Source organism: Kribbella sp. DT2 (assembly GCF_049844575.1).
Classification (GTDB): domain Bacteria; phylum Actinomycetota; class Actinomycetes; order Propionibacteriales; family Kribbellaceae; genus Kribbella.
Window position 1 is genome coordinate 1,503,683 of sequence record NZ_JBNCLH010000001.1, and the last position, 25,999, is coordinate 1,529,681.

Genomic DNA, 25,999 nt, shown 5'->3' on the forward strand with positions numbered 1-25,999 from the left:
TGGTTGCGGTTGGGGGTGGGGGCCCAACCGGGGAGGGGGAGGGGCTGGGGCGTACGGGGTCGGGTGACTGGTACCAGCCATGGCGGGTAACCGTCAGGGTTACCGATGGACCGTGGCCGAAGGCAACTGCCAGGCTCACGATCGGGGGCCCCGCGCCCGTCGGGCCCCGGTGAGGAGCCCCATCATGCGGTGGTCACGAAGATCGACCGGCATGCTCAGTTCGATGATCGTCGGCACCCTGGCGATCGCCGTCCCGATCCCGGCGCAGGCAGTCCCACAGGCGGCCGGTGCCCCACCGAACCCCCCACCCGGCACCACCGGGTCCGCGACGCCGGGCGCGTCGACGCACAGGATCACCCTCGTCACCGGCGACGTCGCCGAGCTGACCACCTCCGCCGACGGCAGCCAGTCGGGCCGGCTGGTCGACGGCTCCAACTACTACTTCGGCAACTTCGACGGTGAGACCACGGTCGTCCCGGCCTCGGCGTACGCGCTGTTCACGGGCGGCCAGCTGGATCGCCGCCTGTTCAACCTCAGCCTGCTCGCCGAGCAGGGGTACGACGACGCGAGCACCGCCAAGCTCCCCGTCCTGCTCAGCGGCGCCAGCGCCCCGGCCGCCCCCGAGGGCAGCACCCAGCGGATGACGCTGGCCAGCGTCGGCACCACCGCGGTGTCGATCGAGAAGGCCCAGGCCAAGGAGTTCTGGCAGGGGCTCGCGGGCAACCAGACCCTGAGCAGCGCGAGCGGCGTCGGCAAGATCTGGCTCGACGGCCGCACGCACGCGACGCTCGACCGCTCGACCGCGCAGATCGGGGCGCCGGCCGCCTGGCGTTCGTCGTACGACGGACGTGGGGTCAAGGTCGCCGTGCTGGACACCGGGTACGACGCCGCCCATCCCGATCTGAAGAAGAAGGTCGTCGGTGAGGCCAGCTTCGTCCCGGACCAGCCGGTCCAGGACGGCCACGGGCACGGGACGCACGTCGCCTCGACGGTCGCCGGCCTCGGTACGGCGTCCGGCGGGAAGCGCAAGGGCGTCGCGCCCGGCGCGGAGCTCCTGATCGGCAAGGTCCTCGACAACAGCGGCGGCGGGCTCGACTCCGAGGCGATCGCCGGGATGGAGTGGGCCGTCGAGCAGGGCGCCAAGGTGGTCAGCATGAGCCTCGGCGGTCTGCCGTCCGACGGCACCGACCCGATGAGCGCGGCGGTCGACCGGTTGTCGAAGTCCAGCGGTGCTCTGTTCGTCATTGCCGCGGGCAACGCCGGGACCGAGGAATCGATCGGTACGCCGGGAGCGGCGGCGGAGGCGTTGACCGTCGGCGCGGTGGACCGCGACGACAAGCTCGCGCCGTTCTCCAGCCGTGGCCCGCGCCTCGGTGACGGCGCGCTCAAGCCGGAGGTGACCGCGCCCGGCGTCGAGATCGTGGCGGCGCGCGCGGCCGGGTCCGAGCAGGGGCACGTGGTCGACCAGTACTACACGGCCATGAGCGGTACGTCGATGGCGACCCCGCACGTCGCCGGCGCGGCCGCGATCCTCGCGCAGCGGCACCCGGACTGGACCGGCGACCAGCTGAAGGCGGCGCTGGCCACGACGGCCGTTCCGAGCAAGGGCGTGCCGACGGCGGCGCAGGGGCTGGGACGGATCGACATTCCGCGGGCGATGGACCCGAAGATCCTGGCCGACACCGTCAACCTCTTCTTCGGCAACGTGTCCTGGACCGGGACCGCGCCGAAGCCGGTCGACCGAAAAGTTGCCTACAGCAACACGTCGGGCATGCCGGTTACGCTCGACCTGTCGGTCGAGGCCAAGTCGCCCGCCGAGGTCAAGGCAGCGGTCACCGTCAGCCCGAGCAAGCTCGTCGTACCGGCCGGAGGTTCCGCCTCGGCGACCGTCCGGCTCGACCTGGCGAAGACCGGCCCGGCCAATTACACGGGTGAGCTGGTCGCCCGGTCCGGCGGTACGTCGTACCGGACCGGCCTGGGCTTCGCTGCCGGCGGACGGCTGCACCAGGTGACGGTGAAGGGCATCGACCGGGAGGGCAAGCCGGCCTCGCCGAACGGCGCCGCGAACAGCGGGGTGCAGCTCTGGAACCTCGACACCGGTGACGTCCAGGCGATCGTCTTCGAGCAGACCGGGCAGCGGACCCTGGGCGTGCCGACCGGCCGGTACGCCGTGATGGCCTACGTGATGGACAAGGACGTCGGCATGGGCGGCTGGCTCGACGGGGTCGCCCTGCTCGGTTCCCCGCAGGAGCAGATCAGCGGTGACCGGACGTTCGTCTTCGACGCACGCAAGGCCCACCCGGTGACGGTGAAGACACCGCAGCGGACCGATCTGTCGACGGTCGGGATCGCCTGGCACCGCACGGCCGGCAGCCGTGAGGCGGTCTCCGGGTTCAGCTTCGACCGCCAGGTGACCGGCAACGTGTACGTCGGTGAGTTCGGCAAGGTGAAGGACGGGTCCTTCCGGGCGATCCAGCGCTGGGACCTGGTGCAGCCGATGCTGACCGCCGACGTGCTCGGCGCCGGTGGGTACCGGCTGCCGTTCCCGACCGGGAGCAGCTTCGACACGGTCTACGTCGGGCAGGAGACGCTGCCTCTGGTCGACGCCGGCAACGGTACGCCGGAGGAGCTGCGGGACGCGCGGGGCAAGATCGCCCTGATCCGCTGGGGTGACATCCACCAGCTCGAACCGCAGCTCGTCGCGGCGCGAGAGGCCGGGGCCAAGGCAGTCTTCATGTACAACGACCAGCCGGGGTTCTGGAGCGCCATCGAGGACCACGGCGTGCCGCTCTACCAGTTCCGGCAGGAGGACGGCACGCGGTTGCTGCAGCTCCTGAAGCAGCGGCCGGTGCAGTTGAAGCTGAACGGTCTGCGGGACAGCTCCTACCGCTACGAGCTCGCGGTCGCGCCGCAGCAGGTCAAGGGTCCGCTGACCTACGACTTCGCCAAGCTGCGTCCGGCCGTGCTGACCACGAACTACAACCGCAACACCGCGGACATCGGGCACCGCGACGAGCGCACGGCGCACCTCCCCGGAGTGACCTCCGGGCTCGGGTCCTCCCGGGCGGTGACCGGTCCGATGACGCGCACCGACTACCTGGCGTCGGACCAGCCCGGAACCACCTGGGAAGAGGAGACCAGGGGCGGACTGTTCGGCTTTACCGGTATCGAGTACAGCCTGGCCAGGAGCTACCGGCCGAACGAGCGGGTCTCCCGCGAGGTGTGGGCGCCGATCGCGCGGCCGGCGATCCCGGACGCGGCCGGCAGCGAGGCCGAGGGCCTGCCGGCGGCGCGGTTCGACAACGCGCTGCGGATCGCGGTTCCGCAGCACGTGAACGGCGACCGGACGACGTACGGGTGGAGCGACTCGCGGGACCAGACCCTGCTGAAGCTCACCAGCGGCGGGAAGGAGATCGGTCGGAAGGACTGGTCGGTCGCGCAGTTCGCCGTACCGGCGACGACTGCCTGGTACGAGCTGAGTCTCGACGTACGCCGGGACCCGGACAGCTGGGCGAAGACGTCGACGGCGACGCAGACCGAGTGGCGGTTCCGCTCGGGGCAGGTGAAGGGGCGCGAGGTGCTGCCGCTGGTCCAGGTCGACTACAAGCTGTCCGGCCGCCAGCTGGAGCTGAAGCCCGGCTACCAGCCGGGAGCCCGTGGCCTCGGCATCTTCCGTACGACGGCCGAGGTCAGCGTGGACGGCAAGCGCTGGCAGTCGCTGCGTCTGTGGCCGAGTGGTCTGAGCGGAAAGGTCGTCACCACGGTGCCGTCCGGCCAGGTCGCCAAGCTCCGGGTCACCTCGACGGATCTGCTGGGCAACAAGATCAGCCAGACGATCGAGAAGCCCTGGGCAGCAAAGTGAGGAAGTCTCAAGTAAGCGCTTGACCAGTAAAGAGGCGACGCCACGAAGCTGGGGGGGATGTGCTTCGTGGCGTCGCCGGGGGCGCGCCAAGGGAGGGGTGGGGGCGGCGCGCCGTCTAGGGGGTGGTCAGCTGCCGAGCAGTCCTCCACCGAGGACGCCGAGCAGTCCGAGCAGGGACAACAGGTTGCGGATCACTTGGTCGACCGCGGCCGTACCGCCGGTCTGGAAGGCGGTCACGCACTTCTGCAGCTGCTGCTGCGTCGGGTGGGTGATGGTGACCTTGGAGAGCTCGCCCTGGCAGTACTGCGCGGCCTTGGTCAGCTCGGACAGCGTGCTGCCGACGGTCCCGACGACCAGCCCGGCCGCGGTCTGCAGCGTGGCCACGGCGTTCGGCTTGCTCGGCGGCGGGGTGCTCGGCTTGGTCGGGGTCGGCTTGCCCGGGGTCGGTTTGGTCGTCGGCTTGCCCGGGGTGGGCTTGCTGGACGGCTTGCCCGGCGTCGGCTTGGTGGTCGGCTTGTCCTGGCCACCGTCCTCCGGCGTCGGCTTCGTCGTGCTGCCGGGCTTGCCGGGCGGGTAGACCGGGAGGTCGATCGCCTTCGGGAGGTCCTGATCGGCCGGGGCGTCGATGGTGTCGTCGCCGGTCTTGCCGTCGGCGCGGACCACGCCCTGGTCGTCGTCCTCGGTGCCGTTGCCCACCACGATCCAGCTGCCACCGGCGTACGCCTTGGCGATGCTGACGACCAGGTCGACGTAGGCCTGGGAGTGGTTGTAACGCAGGACGGCCTGGTTCAGGTCGCCGGCCTGGGTCAGGTCGACCCCGCCGGAGCACAGGTAGACCGCGGTCGACATCGCCGCGTCGTCGATGTCCTGCGGGTTCTTCACGCCGTCGCCGTCACCGTCGACGCCCATCGCCTGCCAGGTGGCCGGGATGAACTGCATCGGCCCGACCGCGCGGTCGAACGCGCCGTCACCGTCGAGCCGGCCGGCGTCGGAGTCGGAGATCCGCGCGGTGTTCACGCCGTCGAGCCGCGGGCCGTAGATGCCCGGGGTGGCGACGCCGCTGGTGGTCAGTGCGTTCCCGCCGAAGCGGCCGTGGTTGGACTCGACCCGGCCGATCGCGGCCACCAGCGTCCACGGCAGGTGGCACGTCGGGTCGGCCTGCGCGAGCACCTGCTGGGCCCGCGAGTACGCCTTCAGGGCGGAGGTCGGGATCCCGTTGCGGGACAGCCCGGAGACCACCTGCGTCGGTTCCTCGGTCTTGTCCACCCCGTTGCCGACCGAGCCCGGGACCGGCACGTTGGCCGGGTTGCTGATCGGTTGCTTCGGTACGACGACCGGGACGTTCGGGCCGAGGCCCTGGTCCAGCGCGGCGGTCGCGACCGACGGGTCGTCGGTCGCGCTGACGGTGAACGCGCTCGCGAACAACGCCAACGGAACCAGCGGCGCCACCTGACGCCACCCGCTCGCAGTGGCGCGGCGCTTGCCCTTCGCCATCGATGATCCCCTCCGTGACTCATCGACCTGCCCAGCCCCACGCTGCGGACACGTCTCTTCGTCGGTCCCGATCTACCGCGTTCACCTGGTCTAACGCCTGTCCCGTGCGTGGGTTACGAAACGGGCGCGGACAGTGCACGAGCGGTGACCGGGTACCCATACTGGCGCGTAACAACGCTCAGCGGAACCCCCGGGGCGCCGCCCGCCCGCTCGACCGCCCGGTCGGTCGGGGAGAATGGCCGCCGTGTCAGACCACACCGCTCGTTCCGCCGCTCTGTTCGACCAAGCCACCGCGGTCACGCCCGGAGGCGTGAACTCCCCGGTCCGCGCGTTCCGTGCCGTCGGCGGAGTCCCACGCTTCATGACTTCGGGTGACGGATGTCACATCACCGATGTCGACGGCAACACCTACCTCGACCTGGTCTGCTCCTGGGGCCCGATGCTGCTCGGCCACGCGCACCCCGAGGTGATCGCCGCGGTCCAGGCCGCGGTCTCCCGCGGGACCTCGTTCGGGACGCCGACCGAGACCGAGGTGTTGCTCGCCCAGGAGATCGTCGGACGGACGCCGGTCGACAAGGTCCGGCTGGTCTCGTCCGGCACCGAGGCGACGATGTCGGCGCTGCGGCTGGCCCGTGGGTTCACCGGCCGGGACAAGATCGTCAAGTTCGCCGGCTGCTACCACGGTCACGTCGACGCGCTGCTGGCCCAGGCCGGCTCCGGCGTGATCACCCTCGGCATCCCGGGCACGCCCGGCGTCACCGAGGCGACCACCGCCGACACGATCGTGTTGCCGTACAACGACCAGGCCGCGGTCAGCGCGGCCTTCGCCCAGTACGGCGACCAGATCGCCGCCGTGATCACCGAGGCCTCGCCCGGCAACATGGGCGTCGTCCCGCCGCAGGACAATTTCAACGCGTTCCTGGCCAAGATCTGCAAGGCCAACGGTGCCCTGTTCATCTCCGACGAGGTGATGACCGGCTTCCGGATCACCCGCTCCGGCTGGTACGGCGTGGACGGCGTCCAGCCCGACCTGATGACCTTCGGCAAGGTGATGGGCGGTGGCTTCCCGGCGGCGGCCTTCGGCGGCCGCGCGGACGTGATGTCGCACCTGGCTCCCGAGGGCTCGGTCTACCAGGCGGGCACGCTGTCGGGGAACCCGGTCGCCACGGCGGCCGGTCTGGCCACGTTGCGGCTGGCAACCGACGAGGTCTACGCCAAGCTCGACGAGACCTCGGCCACCATCCAGCGCCTGGTCGGTACGGCGCTGGACAAGGAAGGTGTGCCGTACGTCATCCAGTCCGCCGGGAACCTCTTCAGCGTCTTCTTCGTGGAGTCGGAGGAGGCAAGTGGTCCGATCCGCGACTTCGCCGGTGCCGGAGCGCAGGTGCTGCCACGGTTCGCTGCTTTCTTCCATGCCATGCTGGACGCCGGTGTCTACCTGCCGCCGAGTGCGTTCGAGGCGTGGTTCGTGAGTGCCGCGATCGACGACGACGCCCTGTCGCGGCTCGAGACCGCACTCGCTCCGGCCGCTCGCGCGGCGGCCGCCGTACAGAAGATCTGAAGGCTGTGCTGGATTCAATGAAGGGGCCACGGTGACCGAGACAACGGTCGTGCACCTGATGCGACACGGCGAGGTGCACAACCCGGCCGGCGTGCTCTACGGCCGGATCCCCGACTACCACCTGTCCGAGCTCGGCCGGAAGATGGCCGAGCGGGTCGCCGAGCACGTGGCCGGCCGCGACATCGTGCACCTGGTCAGCTCGCCGCTGGAGCGCGCCCAGGAGACGATGGAGCCGATCGCCGCCACGTTCGGGCTGACGCCGGACATCGACGAGCGGGTGATCGAGGCCGCGAACCTGTTCGAGGGCAAGAAGTTCGGCGTCGGCGACGGCGCCCTGCGGCAGCCCAGCGCGTGGTGGCTGCTGCGCAACCCGTGGAAGCCGTCCTGGGGCGAGCCGTACAACCAGCTCGTCCGCCGGATGCGCGACGCGATCGAGACCGCCCGGCAGAAGGCCGCCGGGCACGAGGCGCTGATCGTGTCCCACCAGCTGCCGATCTGGATCGTCCGGTCCGCGATCGAGAACCGCCGGATGCTGCACGACCCGCGCAAGCGGCAGTGCAGCCTGGCGAGCCTGACCAGCTTCACCTTCCACGGCGACCAGATCGTCTCGGTCGGGTACGCCGAACCGGCCAAGGACCTGCTGCCGGTCAAGCACCCGAAGAAGTTCGTGGGCGGTGCCTGATGCGCCGTACGGCGGTAGTGGTCGCCGCGGTCGCGCTGCTGGCGACCGCCTGCAGCTCGGGTGAGTCGACCAACGAGAACCGCAGCGGCCAGACCGGCTTCGTCAGCGGCAACGGCAACGTCTCCAGCTTCGCCGCGGCCGACCGCAAGCCGGCGCCCGACTTCAGCGGCACCACGCTGGACGACAAGGCCTGGAAGCTGGCCGACCACAAGGGCAAGGTCGTCGTACTGAACGTGTGGGGCTCGTGGTGCCCGCCGTGCCGCAAGGAGGCGCCCGACCTGGTCGCCGCGCACAAGCAGCTCGGAGCGGGCGTCGAGTTCATCGGGCTGAACACCCGCGACCTGGACAAGGCACCGGCGAAGAAGTTCGTGCAGGAGTTCGGCGTCGGGTTCCCGAGCCTGTACGACCCGAGCGGCAAGCAGCTGCTCGGCTTCCGCGGGCAGATCTCGCCCAGCTCGATCCCGAGCACGCTGGTGATCGACAAGGACGGCAAGGTGGCGTCGCGGGTGATCGGTTCGGTCACCACCCAAACGCTTCTCGGCATGGTAAAAGACGCCGGCTGATGGGCGACTGGTTCGCCCAGTCGATGACGGGCTCGATGGTGGTGGCGCTGCCGATCGCGGTGCTGGCCGGCGCGATCTCGTTCTTCTCGCCGTGCGTCGTCCCGCTGCTGCCGGGCTACCTCTCGTACGTCACCGGTCTGTCCGCCGCCGAGCTGGGCTCGAATCAGCGCGGGCGGATGCTGGCCGGGACGAGCCTGTTCGTGGCCGGGTTCTCGGCGGTGTTCATCCTGACCGGCGTGCTGTTCGGGGCCATCGGCAACGCGTTGCTCGACCACCAGACGCTGATCACCCGGGTGCTCGGCGGCGCGACCGTCGTCCTGGGCCTGATCTTCCTGGGCGGGTTCGGCTTCCTGCAGCGCGACGTCCGGGTGCACCGGGTGCCGGCCGTCGGGATCGCGGCGGCGCCGCTGCTCGGCGTACTGTTCGGCTTCGGCTGGACGCCCTGCATCGGCCCGACGCTCGGCACGGTGATGAACCTGGCCGCCACCGAGGGCAGCACCGGGCGCGGCGCGGCGCTCGCGCTGGTCTTCAGCCTCGGGCTGGGGATCCCGTTCATCGTCGCGGCGCTGGCCTTCCGCCGGATGCTCGGCGCGGTCGCCTGGGTCCGCAAGCACCAGCTGCTGGTGATCCGGATCGGCGGCGTACTGATGATCGCGGTGGGTCTCCTGCTGCTGACAGGAGTGTGGGACACGATGACCGCCGATCTTCGCCAGTGGGTCGCCAACTTCGGATCGGCGGTCTGAGGTGAGCGACGTCAAGGAGCAGGCCGAGCCCGAAGCCACCATGTCCGGGGGCAAGCCGCCGGAGCGCCAGGACCCGCCGTCGATGGGCCTGGTCGGCTGGCTGCGCTGGACCTGGCGCCAGCTCACCTCGATGAAGACCGCGCTGATCCTGCTGTTCCTGCTCGCGCTCGGCGCGGTCCCGGGGTCGCTGATCCCGCAGATCTCGATCGACCCGGTCAAGGTCTCGGACTTCTTCGAGCAGCACCCGAAGCTCGGCCCGTTCTACGACAAGCTCGGCCTGTTCGACGTCTACAAGTCACCCTGGTTCTCGGCGATCTACCTGCTGCTGTTCATCTCGCTGATCGGCTGCGTGGTCCCGCGCCTGAAGGTCTACCTGAAGGCCCTGCGGGCCCGCCCGCCGAAGCCGCCGCGCAACCTGCACCGCCTGCCGCAGTACGAGAAGTTCACGCTGGACGCCGACGACGAGCGGCCGCTGCTCGAGCTGGCCGGCCAGGAGCTGCGCAAGCGGCGGTTCCGGATCGAGACGTACGACGGCGCGCTCGGCGCCGAGCGCGGCTACCTGCGCGAGGCCGGCAACCTGCTGTTCCACTTCTCGCTGATCCTGGCCCTGGTCGGCGTCGCCTGGGGCGCGCTGCTCGGTTACCGCGGCACCGTCCTGGTCGTGGTCGGTGGCGAAGGCTTTTCCAATGCGGTCGCCCAGTACGACGACTTCACCCCCGGCCGCGCCTTCGGCGCCGAAGACCTGCCGCCGTTCTCACTGAAGGTCAAGGACTTCGACGTCAAGTTCCAGGAGGACGGCCCGCAGCGCGGCGCCGCGCGGGAGTTCAACGCGGACCTGTCCTACCAGGAGACGCCGCAGTCGCCGGAGAAGTCGTACGACCTGCGGGTGAACCACCCGCTCAAGGTCGAGGGCACCAGCGTCCACCTGCTCGGCCACGGGTACGCGCCGCGGGTGACCGTGCGCGACGGCCAGGGGCAGATCGCCTTCTCCGGGCCGGCGCCGTTCCTGCCGCAGGACAGCAACTTCTCGTCGTTCGGCGTGATCAAGGCTCCGGACGGTCGGCCCGAGCAGCTCGGCTTCGAAGGGTTCTTCCTGCCGACCGCGGTGATCGACCAGCGCGGCCCGGTCTCGGTCTTCCCCGACGCGCTCAACCCGGCGCTCGCGATGACGGCGTACTACGGCCGCCCGAGCACCGAGGAGGGCAAGCCGCAGTCGGTCTATCAGCTCGACAAGTCGAAGCTGACCCAGTTCGACAACGGCAAGGGCGACAAGCTGCGCTTCCAGCTCGCGCCCGGCCAGAGCATCGACCTGCCGGACGGCCGCGGCTCGTTCACCTTCGACTCCTACGACCGGTGGGTGAAGCTGCAGGTCAGCCACACTCCGGGGATGAACCTGGCACTGGCCGGCATCCTGCTGGCGATCCTCGGCCTGATGGGGTCGCTGTTCGTGCACCCGCGCCGGACCTGGGTGCGGGTGCGCACCGAGGACGGGCGTACCGTGGTCGAGGTCGCCGGCTTGGACCGCGGCCCCGAGCGGGGGCTCGGAGACGAGATCCAGGCCATCGCACAAGCCCTGAAGTCCCCTGAACACAGCCCCGCCGGCCCGACCTCGCAGGAGCAGCCATGAGCCCGGAGACCTTCGCGCAAGTCTCCAACCTGGTCATCCCGACGGCCACCGTCATCTACGCCGTCGCGATGGTCTCGCACGCGATGGAGTGGGCCGCGGGCCGGGCCGTGGTCGTCGCGGCAACCACAGAACAGGCCGCGGCGATGGCCTCGGTCTCGGTCGGTGCCTCCACCACGACGAGCGGCGCGACGGCCGGCGGCTCCGCCGCGGCCGGCGGTTCGGCGGCCGGCGCGGCCGGCACGCCTCCGGGCGGCGCCGGCTCCTCCATCCCCCGGTCCACCAGAGCCGAGGCTGCCAGTCGGGTCGGGTTGCTGCTGACCTACCTGGCGTTCGTGCTGCACCTCGCCGGCGTGCTGACCCGCGGCCTCGCGGCCGAGCGGGTGCCGTGGGGCAACATGTACGAGTTCTCCATCACGGCCTCGCTCGCGGTCGCCGCGGTGTACCTGCTCTTCGTGCACCGGTACAAGCTGCAGTGGCTCGGCCTCGGCGTCACGCTCGTCGTCGCCGCGGTGCTCGGCCTCGCGACGCTCGCGCTCTACACCCCGGCCGGCCCGCTCGTCCCGGCGCTGCACTCGTACTGGCTGGTGATCCACGTGGCCGCCGCGGCGATCTCCGGCGGCGCGTTCACGATCGGCGGCCTGGTCTCGATCCTCTACCTGGTCAAGGCCCGCGCCGAGCGCAAGGTCCTCGACGGCGGCACGATGTCGGCGTCGCTGCGCCGCCTGCCGAGCGCCGAGGCGATGGACGGTACGGCGTACAAGGTGCTCGCGTTCGCCTTCCCGCTGTGGACGTTCGGCGTGCTCGTCGCCGGTCCGATCTGGGCCGAGTACGCCTGGGGCCGGTACTGGGGCTGGGACCCCAAAGAGGTCTGGTCGCTGGTCACCTGGGTCGTGTACGCCGCCTACCTGCACGCCCGCGCGACGGCCGGCTGGCGCGGCCGCCGGGCCGCGACGATCGCGATCGTCGGCTGGTTCGTCTTCATCTTCAACTTCGTCGGGGTGAACCTGCTGGTCAGCGGGCTGCACTCGTACGCCGGGGTGTGAGATGAAGGAGTTCGCCGTCTACACCGGGCTGCGGCTGGCGCTGTTCGCCGCCTCGTTCGCGGTGCTGTGGTTCGCGCTGAGCAGTTGGCTGTCGGTGTTCCCGTTGCTGCTGCTGGCGCTCGTCGTCTCGTCGATCCTGTCGATCTTCGTGCTGCGGGCCTGGCGGGACCGGCTGGCCGCGCGGATCGAGACCCGCGCGACGCGGATGACGGAGCGGCTCGAAGAGGCCCGGAAGGCCGAGGACAAGGACTGACTCACGGGTTCCGAAGACCCCGTCGACCTGGTGGTCGGCGGGGTCTTTCGTTGGTCGTACCAGCTGAGTCAGTGGTACGCAGAGTGACCCAGGCCACTGAGGAGTTTCCGCGAAAATCGCTTGTGCATTCCTTCACATGAGTCGTAACGTGGTGGATGAAACGAAACCGTTTCGTTCTATCTGTCGCTTTCCGATCACACAGGGTGAACATGACCGAAGTATCCGAGGCCGGACCCCGCCAGCGTCCGCGGGTCGAGGGTGGGCGTGAGGACGAGATCCTCGACGCGACCGTCGAGCTGGTCGCGGAGCTGGGCTACGACCGGCTGACGATGGACGCGGTGGCGACCGCCGCCAAGGCCAGCAAGGCGACGCTCTACCGGCGCTGGACGAGCAAGGCCGAGCTGGTCGTCGACGCGATCAGCCGGGCCAAGGGGTGCCCGATCCCGGAAGAGGTCGACACCGGCAGCCTGCGCGGCGACCTGATCGCGCTGTCGTGCAACGAGGGCGGGTTCACCGACGAGATGCCGATGTCGGTGATGGCCGGTCTGCTGACCGCGCTGCACCGCGACGACGACCTGCAGCTGGCGTTCAAGGAACGCTTCCTGAAGCCGCGGCTCGGCCTGACCGGCCGGGTCTACCAGCGGGCCGTCGAGCGGGGGGAGATCGCCGCCGACGTCGACGTCGAGCTGCTGTCCCAGACGCTGCCGGCGCTCGTCATCCACCACGCGTTCGTGCTCGGGGTCGAGCCGACCGAAGACCTGATCCTGCGGGTGATCGACCACGTGATCCTGCCTGCGGCGCGGGGGTCGCAGGCGCGCTGACCGGTGTGGGGCCGGTCCGCGACCCAGAAGCCAGTACCACCCAAGAGGGGAATTCCAGTTATGTCCGAAGACGTCGTCAAGGCTGATCCGCCAGAGGGGCGGCCGGTCGACACCGTGGCCGAGCCCGCGGCGCACGGCCACCGCAACCTCGGGATCGCGCTCGCGCTGATCAGCATGGCGCAGCTGATGGTGGTGCTGGACGGCACCATCGTCAACATCGCGCTCCCGCACATCCAGACCGATCTCGGCTTCAGCAACGCCTCGCTGCCGTGGGTGGTCAACGCCTACGCGCTGGCCTTCGGTGGCCTGCTGCTGCTCGGTGGCCGGATCGGTGACATCCTCGGGCGCCGCAAGGTGTTCATGTTCGGTGTGGTGCTGTTCGGCGTCGCGTCGCTCATCGGGGGTGTCGCGCAGAACGAGACGATCCTGCTCGCCAGCCGGATCCTGCAGGGGGTCGCGGCCGCCGCGGCGTCGCCGAACGCGCTGGCCCTGATCACCACGACCTTCCCGGCCGGCAAGGAGCGCAACCGCGCGATGGCCGTGTACGCGGCGATGTCGGGTGCGGGTGCCGCGGTCGGCCTGATCCTCGGTGGGGCACTGACCGAGGCGTCGTGGCGCTGGACCTTCTTCATCAACACCCCGATCGGCCTGATCGTCGCCGTACTGGCGATCCGGTACCTGGGGGAGTCGGCCCGGCAGAAGGGCAAGTTCGACATTCCGGGCGCCGTCACCGGCACGGTCGGTCTGACCGGCCTGGTCTACGGCCTGACGCACGCGGCCGAGAAGGGCTGGAGCGACCCGGTCACGCTGTCGTTCATCATCGGTGGCTCGGTGCTGATCGCGATCTTCCTGCTGATCGAGGCCAGGTCCCGGCACGCGCTGATGCCGTTCCGGATCCTGTCCAACCGGACCCGTGGGGTCAGCTTCTTCGTGATGCTGATCGTCGGTGCGGCGATGTTCTCGATGTTCTACTTCCTGGGCATCTACATCCAGAACGTGATGGGCTACAGCGCGCTGAAGACCGGCTTCGCGTTCCTGCCGTTCAGCTTCGGCATCGTGGTCGCGGCGCAGGTCGCCTCGACGCTGATCTCCCGGATGGACCCGCGGTGGATCGCCGGTGCGGGTGGCGCGTTCATCGCGGCCGGCATGTTCGGCTTCAGCCGGCTCGAGGTCGACTCGCCGTACCTGGGTCATCTGCTGCCGTTCATCCTGCTGCTGTCGTTCGGGATGGGGCTGACCTTCGTGCCGCTCACGCTGACCGCGGTCAGCGGGGTGGACGCCCAGGACTCCGGCGTCGGCTCGGCGGTGCTGAACACCGTCCAGCAGATCGGTGGAGCGATCGGCCTGGCGCTGCTCGGCACGGTCTCGGCCAACGCGATCAAGGACCGGTTCGCCGAGCTCGCTCCGGGGCTGCAGAAGGCAGCCGAGTCGGGGCAGTCCCCGACCCAGCTGAAGCAGCTCGAGGGCCAGTTCACCGCGGTCGCCACCACCCACGGCTTCACCCGGGCGTTCCTGGCCTCGGGCTTCATCGCCCTGGGCGCGGCCGTGATCACGCTGGTCGGTCTGTCGGTCAAGGCGAAGGACCTCGCCAACGACGGCAAGCCCGGCGGCGTCCACATCGGCTGACACCCACTGACAGAAGGGCCGTATCCCCGGGGGCGGGAGATACGGCCCTTCGTCGTTCCGCCGGTACGCCGGTACGCGTTCGCCGGTCCGTCGCCGCCGGCGGACCGCGGACCCCATCCCCGCCGCGACCGGCCGGGGCTCAGTCCCTGTCGCCGGTGGTGCCGAGCTTTTGCAGGCCGTCGGTCCAGCGCAGCTCGCGTTCCTGGTCGGACTGCTCCCACCAGGGGTCGCCGCGCTCGCCCAGGGCGACCTTGGCGATCTGGACGCGGGCCCGGGCCTCACGTTCGGCCTCGGGATCGTCGTCGCGGTGGGACTGGGCGATCGCCCGGCGGGCCGCCATCAGGGACCGCTGGAGCTCGTCGCGGAGCTCGTCCGGGATCGCCGGGTCGGTCGCTCGCCACTTGCGGCCGTTGACGACGATGTGGTGGCCGTCCGGCGTCGTGGGAGCTGACACGTCCTGCCAGTGCCCGCCGTACCGCCTTCGTACGCCGGGTGATCAGCCTCGGTCGCCGAACGGGCCGTCGGTGAAGGCGTGCTGGACGAAGCGCTCGGCGATGCGTTGGTGGGTGGCGGTGTCGGGGTGGAGGCGGTCGGGCAGGGGGAGGTCGGCGTGGTCGGCCTCGCCGTACAGGGTGAGGCCGTCGAGGTAGTGCAGGTTGGGGTCGTCGGCGGCGCGGGCGGTGGTGATGCGGGCCAGCTCGGCGCGGACGACGGTGAGGGTGAGCTTGCCAGCGGCAACTTCTTCGGGGTTGCCGGTGGCCCTGAAGGCGACCTGGCCGTCGGCGAAGTCCGGTGCCAGCGGGCCGGGGGTGTGTTCCTGGATCGGGCAGTAGATGGACGAGATCACCAGCAGCGGCGTGGTCGGGTGGCCCTCGCGGATGATGTCGAGGAAGTTGTGCACGGCAGGGCCGAGTGCGCGCAGGCGCATCAGGTCGGCGTTGACGAGGTTGATGCCGAACTTGACGCTGATCAGGTCGGCGGGCAGGTCGCGCATCGTGCGGGCCGTGAACGGGTCGAGCAGGGCGCTGCCGCCGAAGCCGAGGCTGGTCAGCTCGACGCCGGCGAGTCGGCTCGCGACCGCGGGCCAGGTCCGGGTCGGGCTGTCGGCGTTGGAGCCGTGGCTGATCGAGCTGCCGTGGTGCAACCAGGTACGCCGTCCGTGGTCCGCGGCGGGCTCGACAGCAGCATTGGTGCGAAGGGCAACGAGTTGGGTGGTCTCGGCGTGCGGCAGCCAGATCTCGACGTCCTTGACGCCGCCCGGCAGGCCGTCGAACCGGACGGACCCGACCGGTCCCGGCGTGATCTCCCTGCTGCCGGTGGTGAGGTCGATGGTCAGCACGTTGCCGCCGTCAGCCGTCCCCTGCGCGACGAGCTCGCCGTCGACCAGCACGTCCCAGAGCCCGTCCGGGCGGGGTGGCGCGCCGACGAACGTCATCCTCGTCGGCAGGACGTCGAGCTCGATCTCCGTCGCCGCTGTACGAAGCACCAGCCGCACCCCCGCGGGCTGCGCCTCCACCATCGCGAGCTGGCCGTCGACGTTCTGCTTCCGGCCGAGGGCCGACAGCCGGTGCGGCAGGACGCCGTACGGCGTCGTCTCCAGCTCGACGGCTCCGCGGACGAGCTCAGGGATGATGGGCGTGCTGATCCAGTCGGACATACCCAGCAGCCTTCCCCGCTTGGTTGCCACGGGCAAGTCAGTTACGCGAGCCAGTCCCGCGGCTGGAGCAGCTCGAGCGTTGCTGCCTCGGGCGTTCCTGGTTCCGGGGTGTGGTCGTAGGTCCAGGTGGCGTGCGGCGGCAGGGAGATCAGCACGGCCTCGATGTTCGCGCTGGTCTGCAGCCCGAAGCGGGTGCCGCGGTCGTAGGCGAGGTTGAACTCGACGTACCGGCCGCGCCGGTGCAGCTGCCAGGCGCGCTCGCGGTCGCCGTACGGGATCCGGCAGCGGCGGTCGAGCAGCGGGAGGTAGGCGGGCTCGATCGTCGCGAGGCCGTCGGCAACTATCTCGGCGGCGGTCGGTGCGGTGAGGCGGTCGAAGAAGACGCCGCCGAGTCCGCGCATCTCGCGGCGGTGCGGGATCGTGAAGTAGCGGTCGCACTCGGCCTTCCACACCGCGTACGGCGCGTCCGCGTGCCGCCCGCACCAGTCGGCGAGCGTGCGGTGGAAGTGCCGGCCGTCCTCGGCGAAGCCGTACATCGGGCTCAGGTCGAGCCCACCGCCGAACCACCAGTCGTCGCCGGACTCGAGGTACCGGAAGTTGGCGTGGAACGACGGCGCGTACGGCGTGAGCGGGTGCAGCACGAGCGAGATCCCGGTCGCGCGGAACGGCTGGCCGGCCAGCTGCGGTCGGGTCGCGGTGATCGCCTCCGGGGCGCGGGTGCCGGCCACGTCCGAGACGTTCACGGCGGCACGCTCGAAGACCGCGCCGCCTTCCAGGATGCCGACGGTGCCGCGGCCGAGGTCGTCGCGGACCCACGGCCGGCGGTCGAACCGCCGCTGTCCGTCGTACGCCTCGAAGGCGGTCAGCAGCCGCTCCTGCGCCGCGAAGAACCCTGCCGCGACCTCGTCCACCTGGTCAGTCATCGCCCCTTGCTTACCGGGTCGAGACGCGCCGGACCAAGCCTTTCGGGAAAAGTCAAAAGGTCTTGCGCAGCACCAGTTCGCGGTGCACGCCGTCGGGCATCAGGTCGCCGGACTTGCCGGTGAGCGCGTACCCGTGCCGCAGGTAGAGGGCGTACGCCGTGTCGTTGCCCTGGACAACTGACAGCTCGACGGCGACGGCATCGTCGGCGCGGGCCCAGTCCTCGACGGCGGCCATCAGCCGGTCGCCGAGTCCGTGACCGCGGGCCGCCGGGGCGACCCACATCGACACCAGGTGGCGCACGTCGTTGTCGTCGGCGGGCAGGCCACCGGCCATCCCCGACGGCGTACCGTCCAGGGACACGACCACGTTGTACGAGCCGGGCACCGACAGCCGGGCCCGCCAGCGGTCCTCCTCGGCGCCCACCCAGTCCTCGTACCGGGAACCGAAAGCGGCCGGCGCCTCGGAGAGAGCCGCCAGCCGCAGGTCGCGCCACACTTTCCAGTCGTCCGGGGTCAGCGCCCGCAAGTCCGTCACAGGCCCATGATCGCGTACGACGGACTCAGCGCGGAGGGAATTTCGAGCTGACCCAGTCGCGGACGCCGCCGAGCCCCTCGCCGAGGTCGCGGACGAACTTGGCCAGTGGGTCCTGGGAGCGGGCGAACGCGTCGGAGTACGACTTGGCGGCGTTCTTCGCCTCCTGCGACATCGAGGCGTCGGCGTCGTCCTGGCGCTTGGGGTAGTCGCCGGACACGATCGTGGTGTACTCGCCCTCGTCGACCCAGCGGCGCAGCTCGGTCGCGCGGTTGACGGCCAGCGGGTGGGTCTGCGCCTCGAGCAGCAGCAGCTTGAGCACGGAGTCGCGCAGGTCGCCGGAGCTCTCGTACTCGGTGCCCTGCGCCAGGAACGCGGTGGTGTCGAGCTGGTCGAGCTGACCGCCGGAGGCGAGCTTCATCTGCACCCGCAGCGCGACCGCAGGGTCCTGTACGGCGAGCAGCCCGGCCCGGTCGCCGGACAGCTCGGCCTTGCGCGACCACTCGTGCAGGGCCGCGATGATGGCCCGGATCCCGAGCGCTCCGATCGGCATCCAGTTGATCGCACCGGTCAGCCGCATCAGCCAGAGCAGCAGCGACTGGTACAGCGCGTGACCGCTCTGGGCGTGGCCGAGCTCGTGGCCGAGGGTGAAGCGCAGCTCCTCCTCGTCCAGCCCCTGCACCAGCGCGCTGTTCACGACGATGAACGGCCGGTCCATGCCGATCGTCACGGCGTTCCAGATCGGGCTGTTGGTGACGAACAGCTCCGGCAGCTGCCGGACGTCGAGCGTGGCGGCCGCCTCGGTGTAGAGCCGGTGCACCTTCGGGAACTGCCGCTCGTCGACCTTGATCGCCGAGCCGAGGAACTGCAGCCGGAAGGCGCGCTCGTTGATCAGCCCGGACATCTTCCGCAGGACGAAGTCGAACCCCTTGAGCTGCCGCAGCGCGACCAGGGCGCCGCGGTCGGCCGGGTGCTCCCAGGCCCGCGAGCTGATGTCGGTCAGCGTCACACGCTGCCGGGTCGGACGTTCGTCGTTGTCGGTCATCGTTCCCCCACAGGTCGGCGTGCTTGCTCCCAAAGTAGCGGGCCCGAGGGTCCGGGGCGTAACAGCCAGGCGGCCACCAGGCCCGGCACCCACCCGAAAGGCACCGACCACCAGCCAAGTTGCAGGTTGAAGCAACCGATCATCGTGCCCCAGGTGACCGCCGTACCCCACAGCCAGTACCAGAGCCCGTTCCGCGTCCCGGTCCGCCCGGCCCGGCGGGCTCTCAACGCCCCCACGGCGGCCAGCGGCGCTGTCGCGGGCAGTGCCGCCGCCGTAGCCAGCAGGCCCAGCACGAGGAGCAGCACGACCTGCTCGGTCGCCGTCAGGTGAAACTCGAAGCCCAGGGGAATCATGGTTCGATCGTGCCGCCGGGGGCGGTGGTTGCAGAGAGTAGGAATACTCAAGACCGTCGGAGTAGCCCTAGCCTGTGGCCATGAGTGAGCTGTTGGCGTGCAAGGAAGTGGACCGGCGGGACGACAAGCAGCGGGCGTGGGTGTCCGAGGCGGTCAGGGTGGTCGACGCGGACGCCAACCGGAGCGCGGACACGCATCTGCACGTGTTCCCTATGCCGGCGATGAGCGGGGTCGACCTGTACCTGAAGGACGAGTCGGTGCACCCGACCGGGTCCTTGAAGCATCGGCTGGCGCGGTCGTTGTTCCTGTACGCGCTGTGCAACGGGTGGATCCGCGAGGGCACGACGGTCATCGAGGCGTCCAGCGGGTCGACCGCGGTGAGCGAGGCGTACTTCGCGCGGCTGCTCGGGCTGCCGTTCGTGGCGGTGATGCCGGCGTCGACCAGCCGGGAGAAGATCCAGCTGATCGAGTTCTACGGCGGGCGCTGCCACTTCGTCGAGCGATCCGGCCAGATCTACGGCGAGGCCAAACGGCTCGCCGAGGAGACCGGCGGGCACTACATGGACCAGTTCACCTACGCCGAGCGGGCCACCGACTGGCGGGGCAACAACAACATCGCCGAGTCGATCTTCGGGCAGCTGGCGCTCGAGCAGCACCCGGTGCCGACCTGGGTCGTCGTCGGTGCCGGTACGGGTGGTACGTCGGCGACGATCGGGCGGTACGTGCGCTACCAGCGGCACGAGACGTCGGTCGCCGTGGTCGACCCGGAGGGCTCGGCGTTCTTCCCCGGGTTCGAGGCCGCGGACAGCGACTTCGCGACCGGTCGGCCGTCGCGCATCGAGGGGATCGGCCGGCCGCGGGTCGAGCCGTCGTTCATCCCCGGTGTGGTGGACCGGATGATCTCGGTGCCGGACGCCGCGTCGATCGCGGCGATGCGGTTCTGTTCGCGCGTCACCGGGCGGCTCGTCGGTGGTTCGACGGGGACGAACCTGTGGGGCTCGCTGCGGCTGGCGGCCGAGATGCGCCGGATGGGTCAGCGCGGGAGCATCGTCACGCTGCTGTGCGACGGCGGCGAGCGCTACACGAACACCTACTACGACGACGACTGGCTGCGGAGCAACAGCATCGACATCAGCCCGTACGAGGACACGCTCCGGGGGTTCGCGGAAACGGGGTTGTGGAGAGAGTAGGCCGCGCCCCGAGACGCCAGGCCGCTGCGCGGCCGGCGGAGGCTCAGCCTCCCAGCGCGAGGCCCACGGCGAGGCCAACGGCGTACACCAGCTCGGTCAGACCTGTTCCCTTGAGGACCGGGATCAAAGCTGGGCCTACGGCGTCGCTGACGACTACCCGGACCGACTTGACGGCCAGCGGCAGGGCGATCAGGGCCAGCAGGGTCCACGGGGTCGCCAGGGCTGACAGCGCGGCCAGGATGAAGGCCAGTGCGATCAGTCCGGCGTACAGCTGCCTCGAGCGCGCCGCACCGATGACCACGGCCAGCGTGCGCTTGCCGGTGACGCTGTCCGTGGGGATGTCCCGCAGGTTGTTGGCGACCAGCAGCGCACAGGCGATCGAGCCGATGGCGACGGCCCCGGCGACGGCCGTCCAGTGCAGCCGCTCGGCCTGCACGTACGTCGTACCGAGCACTGCGACCAGCCCGAAGAACAGGAACACGCTGACCTCGCCGAGCGCGCGGTACCCGTACGGCGACTTGCCGCCCGTGTAGAACCACGCCCCGACCAGCGAAGCCGCTCCCGCGACCAGCAGCCACCAGCTGGACGTCGCACACAGCACGATCCCCAGCACAGCGCCCACACCGAAGCAGGTGAACGCAGCGGTCTTCACCGCGCGCGGTGTGGCCACCTTGGACCCGACCAGCCGCAGCGGGCCGACCCGGTTCTCGTCGGTGCCGCGGATGCCGTCGCTGTAGTCGTTGGCGTAGTTCACGCCGATCTGCAGCGCCAAACCGACCCCGAGGGCCAGCAGAGCCTTCCACCAGACGAATCCGTCCAGGTAGCCGGCAGCGCCGGTCCCGACGAGCACCGGAGCGACGGCGGCAGGCAGTGTCCTGGGGCGGGCACCCTCGATCCACTGAGAAAGGTTGGCCATGGCTGGGATTCTGTCAGCCGTTGGATCGGCCAACGCGCGTCGGGGCTACGCTCAGCGGAGTATGTCTAGTCTGCGTCTGGTGCCTGGCACGCCTGAGGCCGTCCTTGCCGCGCTGTCCGAGGTGCTGGACGGCACCGGTCAGCCCTTCGCTCCCGTGCCCCCGGACCCGGCCGCTGCCGAGCGCGTACGCCGGGCCGCCGCGCCGGACGAGCCGCTGGAGGACGACTGCGCCGTCGTACTGACTACGTCGGGGTCGTCCGGTGAGCCGAAAGGCGTGCTGCTGTCCAGGGACGCCCTGGTCGCCTCCGCCACGGCCACGCACGACCGGCTCGGCGGACCGGGCCAGTGGCTGCTCCCGATGAAGCCGTACTTCGTCGGCGGGCTGCAGATCCTCACCCGCTCGCTCCTGGCCGGTACGACGCCGGTGGTCTCCCAGGACCTGGCTGAGGCCGCTGGGCAGATGACCGGTGCCAGGCGCTACACCGCCATGGTCCCCACCCAGCTCACCCGGTACCTGGAGACCGCCTCCGACGCGCTGCGGAGCTTCGACGCGATCGTGATCGGCGGTGCGTCGATGGGCGCCGACCTGAAGGCCCGCGCGGCTGCTGCAGGCGTGACCGCCATCCCGGCGTACGGCATGACCGAGACCGGCAGCGGCTGCGTGTACGCCGGCCTGCCGCTGGACGGCACCGAGCTGGCGCTGGACGACGGGCGCATCCTGATCAAGGGGCCGACGCTGTTCTCCGGCTACCGGCTGCAGCCCGCGCTGACCAAGGAGGTGCTGCAGGACGGCTGGTTCCGGACGCAGGACCGTGGCCGGCTCGTCGACGGGCGGCTGGAGGTGGTGGGCCGGGTGGACGACGTGGTGATCTCCGGTGGGGTCAACGTGACGCTCACTGCTGTGCAGGCGCGGCTGCTGGAGCACCCGGACGTCGCGGAGGCCGTCGTACTCGGTGTGCCGGACCAGGAGTGGGGCAGCCGGGTAGTGGCCTTCGTGGTCGGCACAGCAGAGCTGGGCGAGGTCAGGGATTTTGTGGCCGAGACACTGCCGCGCACCTGGGCCCCGCGCGAGCTGGTCCGGCTGGACGAGCTCCCGATGCTCGGCTCGGGCAAGGTCGACCGGCAGCGGTTGCTGGAGGGTGTCCGGTGATCACCTACTCGCTGGGCCTCAAGAACAAGTTCCGGGGGATCACCGTCCGCGAGGGCATGCTCTTCGAGGGCCCGGCCGGCTGGGCCGAGTGGAGCCCGTTCCTGGACTACGACGACGCCACCTGCGTCTCCTGGCTCCGCGCCGCGCAGGAGGCCGCTGTCGACGGCTGGCCCGAGCCGGTGCGGCAGCAGATCCCGGTGAACTGCACAGTGCCCGCGCTGGGACCGGAGCGAGCCGCGGAGATCGTCCGGGCCTCCGGCTGCCGTACGGCGAAGGTGAAGGTGGCCGAGCCCGGCCAGACGCTGGCCGACGACCTCGCCAGGGTCGAGGCTGTCCGGGACGCGCTGGGCGCCGACGGTCGGGTCCGGATCGACGCCAACGGGGGCTGGTCGGTCGACGAGGCTCTCGCCGCGCTGAAGGAGCTGTCGAGGTTCGACCTCGAGTACGTCGAGCAGCCGTGCTGGTCCGTGGAGGACCTGGCGCTGGTACGACGGCGTACCGACGTACTGGTTGCTGCGGACGAGTCGATCCGGAGGGCCGAGGATCCGCTGCGGGTGCGCGAGCTGGAGGCGGCTGACATCGCCGTACTGAAGGTGCAGCCGATCGGTGGAGTCCGGGCCTGCCTGGAGATCGCTGAGCGGATCGGGCTGCCGGTGGTGGTGTCGTCGGCGCTGGAGACATCGGTGGGGATCGCTGCTGGGGTCGCGCTGGCTGCTGCGTTGCCGGAGCTGCCGTACGCGTGCGGGCTGGCGACGGTGGCGATGTTCACGGGCGAGGTCGTGGCCGAGCCGCTGTTGGCTGTTGACGGGTTCCTCCCCGTGAAGCGAGTCGAGCCTGACGACGCGCGCTTGCTCGAGGCGACCGCCTCACCGGAGACCACTGCCGTCTGGGAAGCAAGGCTTGCCAGAGTCGAAGCATTGAAGGGGAGTGCAGGATGAACCCGTCCACCGCGTTCGCGACCGTGGTCGTCGACGAGCTGATCAGGTGCGGCGTCCGGGAGGTCGTGCTCGCCCCAGGCTCGCGCAGTGCGCCGCTGGCGATGGCACTGGCCGCCGCCGACCGCGAGGGCCGGCTCCGGCTGCACGTCCGGGTCGACGAGCGGACGGCGGGCTTCCTGGCGATCGGACTGATCCGGGGGACCGGTCTGCCCGTGCCGGTGGTCACCACGTCCGGTACGGCGGTGGTCAACCTGCACCCCGCCGTACTGGAGGCTTCGCACAGTGGGCTGCCGCTGCTCGTGCTGAGCGCGGACCGGCCGCCGGAGCTGCGGGGGAGCGGTGCGAACCAGACGACCGACCAGCTGAAGGTGTTCGGCGGTGCGGTGCGGCTGTTCCACGAAATGGGTGTGCCGCGGCAGGAGGTCGGCCAGGTCGCCTACTGGCGGTCGCAGGTCTCCCGCGCTGTCGCTGCAGCTGTTGGAGTGCGCAGCAACGACCCCGGGCCGGTCCAGCTCAACTGCTCCTTCACCGAGCCGCTGGTGCCGACCGACGGACCGGACTGGCCGGAGCCGCTGGACGGACGGACCAGCGGGCCGTGGACGAGCGTGCGGGCCGCCGGTGGACAGCCGTCGTCGCTCTCGCCCGGGCCGAAGACCGTCGTGGTCGCTGGCGACGGCGCTTCGCAGGCGGCCCGGCTCGCCGCGGAGGCGGGGAACTGGCCGCTGTTCGCGGAGCCGTCGAGCCGCGCCCGGATCGGCCCGTCGGTCGTTGCGTCGTACCGGTTGTTGCTTGGGGCAACCAAACTGGCGGACGAGATCGAGCGCGTGGTCGTGTTCGGCCACCCGACGCTGTCCCGGCCGATCACCAAGCTGCTGGGCCGCCATGACGTCGAGGTGATAGTGGTCGCGCCGACCGGCTCCTGGCCGGACGCCGTACGACGTGCTGCGACCGTTTTGACCGGTCTGGAGGTCACCGGCGCCGACAGCACCGACTGGCTGGCCCGCTGGCAGCACGCTGACCAGCTGGCGCGGCCTGCGATCGACAAGGTGCTCGTTGGCGAGCTGACCGGCCCTGGCATCGCCGCGATCGTCGGTGAGGCCGTGGGCGCCGACGGGATGCTCGTGGTCGCGTCGTCGAACCCGGTGCGCGACCTGGACCTGGCGCCCGTCGTACCGATTCGGACGGTGGCCAACCGCGGGCTCGCGGGGATCGACGGGACGATCTCGACGGCTGTCGGCGCGGCGCTGGCCAACGCCGGAGCGACGTACGCGCTGATCGGGGACCTGGCGTTCCTGCACGACTTCACCGGGCTGGTGATCGGCCCGGCCGAGGCGCGGCCCGACCTGCGCATCGTCGTGGTCAACGACAACGGCGGCGGGATCTTCTCGACGCTGGAGCAGGCCGGGTCCACCGACTTCGAGCGGGTCTTCGGGACGCCGCACGGGACGGACTTCGGCGCGCTGGCGGCAGCGACCGGTACGCCGTACACGCTGGTGACGTCGGCCGACGAACTGCGGGCCGCGCTGGTCAGGACTGTTGCGGGTGTGGACGTGGTCGAGGTGCGACTGCCACGGCCGACAACGCTGCATCAGGACCTGCAGGCCGCGGTGAACGCGGCGCTCTAGCCGGCTGGAGCGTGCGGAGCCGGCCGAGCAGGGTGCCGACGACCAGCAGGACCAGCGACGTCGTGACGAGGATGGGGACGACCGCACCGCGCAGCGACGAGTTGAGCGGTGCGGCGACGGTCAGGACCATGCTGACGCCGACCAGCGCGGTCATCAGCCGCCGGCCGGGTCGCGCGACGGCCAGGAACGGCAGGCACCACAGGAAGTACCAGTCGTGCGCGGTCGGCCCGAGCAGTACGACGGCCAGCATCGCGATGCCGACCGCACGCGCCGCCTGGTGGATGTGCGAGCGCAGCCCGAGTACGGCGATCAGGCCGAGCGCCGTGAGGATGCCGAGCAGCCGGATGACCTGCAGCGCTTGCTGAGCGGCGCTGTCCGCACCCAGCCACTCCAGTACGCCGGACGTGCCCAGGCCGATCAGGTTCGCTATCGACAGTGGGGACATCACCAGGCCTGGCACGTCGAGTGCGTTGAGCCAGCCCGAGCCGACGCCGGTGAGCTCCCCGGCAGTCACCAGGGTCAGCACTGACACCACACCGGCGATGGCCAGGCTCGCCAGGCGTTGGAGGGCTCTGCCGGCCAGCGGGCTCATCACTGCAGCGATGGCGACGACCACCAGGCCACCCGGCGCTTTGACCGCTGCAGCTGTGCCCGCGATGACAGCTGCCGTGCCCCAGCGGCCGGTGAGGGCTACGGCGAAGGCGGAGCAGGCCAGGCCGAGCATGAGTACGTCGTTGTGCGCCGCACCGAGCCCGTGGGTGATGAGGATCGGGTTGGCCACCACCAGCCAGGTGGCGACACTGGGATCGACCCGGCAGGCCACGGCGATCTTCGGCACGGCCCAGGCGATCAGCACGATGCCCAGCAGGGCCAGGCCTCGGTGGGCGAGCATGAGGACGTACGGGTTGTCGGTGACGTGAGCTGCCAGGCCGCCGTACGCCAGAGGAAGGGGACCGTACGGCGCTGGAGTGTTCATCCACATCGGGTCGACCGCCTCGACCACGCGACCGGACAGGGCGGCCGGGCCGACGGTGTAGGGGTCGAAGCCCTTGGCGACCAGGGCGCCCTGGGCGGCGTAGCTCCACGCGTCCCGGCTGAAGAGCGGTGGCGCCAGCAGCAGCGGGAGGCTCCAGAGGACGGTCATCCGGATCAGGCGGTGCCGGAGGCCGGCCAGGACCTCCCGGCCGACCTCCAGCCAGGCCCAGACCAGCAGGCCGAGCCCGAGCACCATGAACGACAGGCCGGTCATCCGCCCGGCCGGCGAGTCCCGCAACGGCATCGAGGCCATCCACGAGGACTGCGGCACCACCGACGTCACCAGCGCCGAGGCGGCTACGACCCAGCTCCCCACCACTCCACGAACCAAGGGCGAAGGAACCCGCATGGCTGGACCGT

23 protein-coding genes are annotated in these 25,999 nt (G+C 70.6%); 14 read left to right on the forward strand and 9 right to left on the reverse strand.

Translation table 11 applies throughout. From position 1 onward, the window contains the following. Positions 1-223 precede the first annotated feature (223 nt). Entirely contained in the window at positions 224-3,862 is a 3,639-nt protein-coding gene (locus tag ACLQ2O_RS07095; protein ID WP_425828432.1) for a S8 family serine peptidase, read from the forward strand. Positions 3,863-3,988: 126 nt separating this feature from the next. Here the strand turns inward: ACLQ2O_RS07095 and ACLQ2O_RS07100 are convergent, their stop codons facing one another. After that, a complete protein-coding gene (locus ACLQ2O_RS07100; RefSeq protein ID WP_425828434.1) occupies positions 3,989-5,356 on the reverse strand; it encodes a lytic transglycosylase domain-containing protein in 1,368 nt (455 codons plus the stop codon). A gap of 235 nt (positions 5,357-5,591) precedes the next feature. On the opposite strand from ACLQ2O_RS07100, the gene hemL reads away from it, so the two are divergent. The 9 genes from hemL to ACLQ2O_RS07145 all read left to right on the forward strand — a co-directional run bounded on the left by hemL (position 5,592) and on the right by ACLQ2O_RS07145 (position 14,275). Further along, positions 5,592-6,917, forward strand: coding sequence for a glutamate-1-semialdehyde 2,1-aminomutase (hemL, locus tag ACLQ2O_RS07105; RefSeq protein WP_425828436.1), 1,326 nt, complete (start codon positions 5,592-5,594; stop codon positions 6,915-6,917). Positions 6,918-6,975: 58 nt separating this feature from the next. Continuing rightward, on the forward strand, positions 6,976-7,599 hold the full coding sequence (locus ACLQ2O_RS07110) for a histidine phosphatase family protein (RefSeq protein WP_425829090.1): 624 nt from the start codon (positions 6,976-6,978) through the stop codon (positions 7,597-7,599). After that, the gene (locus tag ACLQ2O_RS07115) at positions 7,599-8,162 is read left to right on the forward strand and encodes a TlpA family protein disulfide reductase (RefSeq protein WP_425828438.1); all 564 of its coding nucleotides are present in this window, start codon (positions 7,599-7,601) and stop codon (positions 8,160-8,162) included. Before ACLQ2O_RS07110 ends, ACLQ2O_RS07115 begins: the two co-directional genes overlap by 1 nt. Continuing rightward, on the forward strand, positions 8,162-8,905 hold the full coding sequence (locus ACLQ2O_RS07120; RefSeq protein ID WP_425828440.1) for a cytochrome c biogenesis CcdA family protein: 744 nt from the start codon (positions 8,162-8,164) through the stop codon (positions 8,903-8,905). Before ACLQ2O_RS07115 ends, ACLQ2O_RS07120 begins: the two co-directional genes overlap by 1 nt. A gap of 1 nt (position 8,906) precedes the next feature. Next, the gene (resB, locus tag ACLQ2O_RS07125) at positions 8,907-10,532 is read left to right on the forward strand and encodes a cytochrome c biogenesis protein ResB (protein WP_425828442.1); all 1,626 of its coding nucleotides are present in this window, start codon (positions 8,907-8,909) and stop codon (positions 10,530-10,532) included. Then, the gene (gene ccsB / locus ACLQ2O_RS07130) at positions 10,529-11,575 is read left to right on the forward strand and encodes a c-type cytochrome biogenesis protein CcsB (protein WP_425828444.1); all 1,047 of its coding nucleotides are present in this window, start codon (positions 10,529-10,531) and stop codon (positions 11,573-11,575) included. The genes resB and ccsB overlap by 4 nt, the downstream gene beginning before the upstream one ends. 1 nt (position 11,576) lies before the next feature. Continuing rightward, entirely contained in the window at positions 11,577-11,828 is a 252-nt protein-coding gene (locus ACLQ2O_RS07135) for a DUF4229 domain-containing protein (protein WP_425828446.1), read from the forward strand. Between the two features lie 209 nt (positions 11,829-12,037). Continuing rightward, positions 12,038-12,649 (forward strand): TetR/AcrR family transcriptional regulator C-terminal ligand-binding domain-containing protein, encoded by a 612-nt coding sequence (locus ACLQ2O_RS07140; RefSeq protein WP_425828448.1) that lies wholly within the window; start codon positions 12,038-12,040, stop codon positions 12,647-12,649. A 60-nt stretch (positions 12,650-12,709) separates the two neighbouring features. Then, a complete protein-coding gene (locus ACLQ2O_RS07145; RefSeq protein WP_425828450.1) occupies positions 12,710-14,275 on the forward strand; it encodes an MFS transporter in 1,566 nt (521 codons plus the stop codon). A gap of 139 nt (positions 14,276-14,414) precedes the next feature. On the opposite strand, the gene ACLQ2O_RS07150 is transcribed toward ACLQ2O_RS07145, so the two are convergent. The 6 genes from ACLQ2O_RS07150 to ACLQ2O_RS07175 are packed head-to-tail and all read right to left on the reverse strand — an operon-like array spanning position 14,415 to position 18,785. Then, a complete protein-coding gene (locus tag ACLQ2O_RS07150) occupies positions 14,415-14,729 on the reverse strand; it encodes a hypothetical protein (protein WP_425828452.1) in 315 nt (104 codons plus the stop codon). A 42-nt stretch (positions 14,730-14,771) separates the two neighbouring features. After that, positions 14,772-15,932: an SGNH/GDSL hydrolase family protein gene (locus ACLQ2O_RS07155; protein ID WP_425828454.1), complete on the reverse strand. Its 1,161-nt coding sequence runs from the start codon at positions 15,930-15,932 to the stop codon at positions 14,772-14,774. Between the two features lie 41 nt (positions 15,933-15,973). After that, on the reverse strand, positions 15,974-16,855 hold the full coding sequence (hemF, locus tag ACLQ2O_RS07160) for an oxygen-dependent coproporphyrinogen oxidase (RefSeq protein WP_425828456.1): 882 nt from the start codon (positions 16,853-16,855) through the stop codon (positions 15,974-15,976). Positions 16,856-16,907: 52 nt separating this feature from the next. Beyond that, positions 16,908-17,390 (reverse strand): GNAT family N-acetyltransferase, encoded by a 483-nt coding sequence (locus tag ACLQ2O_RS07165; protein WP_425828458.1) that lies wholly within the window; start codon positions 17,388-17,390, stop codon positions 16,908-16,910. Positions 17,391-17,415: 25 nt separating this feature from the next. Next, positions 17,416-18,432 (reverse strand): M48 family metallopeptidase, encoded by a 1,017-nt coding sequence (locus ACLQ2O_RS07170; protein WP_425828460.1) that lies wholly within the window; start codon positions 18,430-18,432, stop codon positions 17,416-17,418. Beyond that, positions 18,429-18,785 carry a hypothetical protein gene (locus ACLQ2O_RS07175; protein WP_425828462.1) on the reverse strand — a complete coding sequence of 119 codons (357 nt, stop codon included), beginning with the start codon at positions 18,783-18,785 and terminating at the stop codon, positions 18,429-18,431. Before ACLQ2O_RS07175 ends, ACLQ2O_RS07170 begins: the two co-directional genes overlap by 4 nt. A gap of 80 nt (positions 18,786-18,865) precedes the next feature. On the opposite strand from ACLQ2O_RS07175, the gene ACLQ2O_RS07180 reads away from it, so the two are divergent. Continuing rightward, positions 18,866-19,975 (forward strand): PLP-dependent cysteine synthase family protein, encoded by a 1,110-nt coding sequence (locus ACLQ2O_RS07180; protein ID WP_425828464.1) that lies wholly within the window; start codon positions 18,866-18,868, stop codon positions 19,973-19,975. Positions 19,976-20,018: 43 nt separating this feature from the next. Here the strand turns inward: ACLQ2O_RS07180 and ACLQ2O_RS07185 are convergent, their stop codons facing one another. Next, entirely contained in the window at positions 20,019-20,891 is an 873-nt protein-coding gene (locus ACLQ2O_RS07185; RefSeq protein ID WP_425828466.1) for a 1,4-dihydroxy-2-naphthoate polyprenyltransferase, read from the reverse strand. 79 nt (positions 20,892-20,970) lie between these two features. Here ACLQ2O_RS07185 and menE point away from each other — a divergent pair, with 79 nt between their 5' ends. From menE to menD, 3 genes are read left to right on the forward strand one after another with little or no spacing between them, the layout of a single operon-like run. Further along, entirely contained in the window at positions 20,971-22,041 is a 1,071-nt protein-coding gene (gene menE / locus ACLQ2O_RS07190; RefSeq protein WP_425828468.1) for an o-succinylbenzoate--CoA ligase, read from the forward strand. Beyond that, positions 22,038-22,979 carry an o-succinylbenzoate synthase gene (locus ACLQ2O_RS07195; protein WP_425828470.1) on the forward strand — a complete coding sequence of 314 codons (942 nt, stop codon included), beginning with the start codon at positions 22,038-22,040 and terminating at the stop codon, positions 22,977-22,979. Before menE ends, ACLQ2O_RS07195 begins: the two co-directional genes overlap by 4 nt. Further along, positions 22,976-24,604, forward strand: coding sequence for a 2-succinyl-5-enolpyruvyl-6-hydroxy-3-cyclohexene-1-carboxylic-acid synthase (gene menD / locus ACLQ2O_RS07200; RefSeq protein WP_425828472.1), 1,629 nt, complete (start codon positions 22,976-22,978; stop codon positions 24,602-24,604). Before ACLQ2O_RS07195 ends, menD begins: the two co-directional genes overlap by 4 nt. Here the strand turns inward: menD and mptB are convergent. Next, positions 24,507-25,988: a polyprenol phosphomannose-dependent alpha 1,6 mannosyltransferase MptB gene (gene mptB / locus ACLQ2O_RS07205; RefSeq protein ID WP_425828474.1), complete on the reverse strand. Its 1,482-nt coding sequence runs from the start codon at positions 25,986-25,988 to the stop codon at positions 24,507-24,509. The two genes, menD and mptB, sit on opposite strands and share 98 nt — an antisense overlap. Between the last annotated feature and the right edge of the window lie 11 nt (positions 25,989-25,999).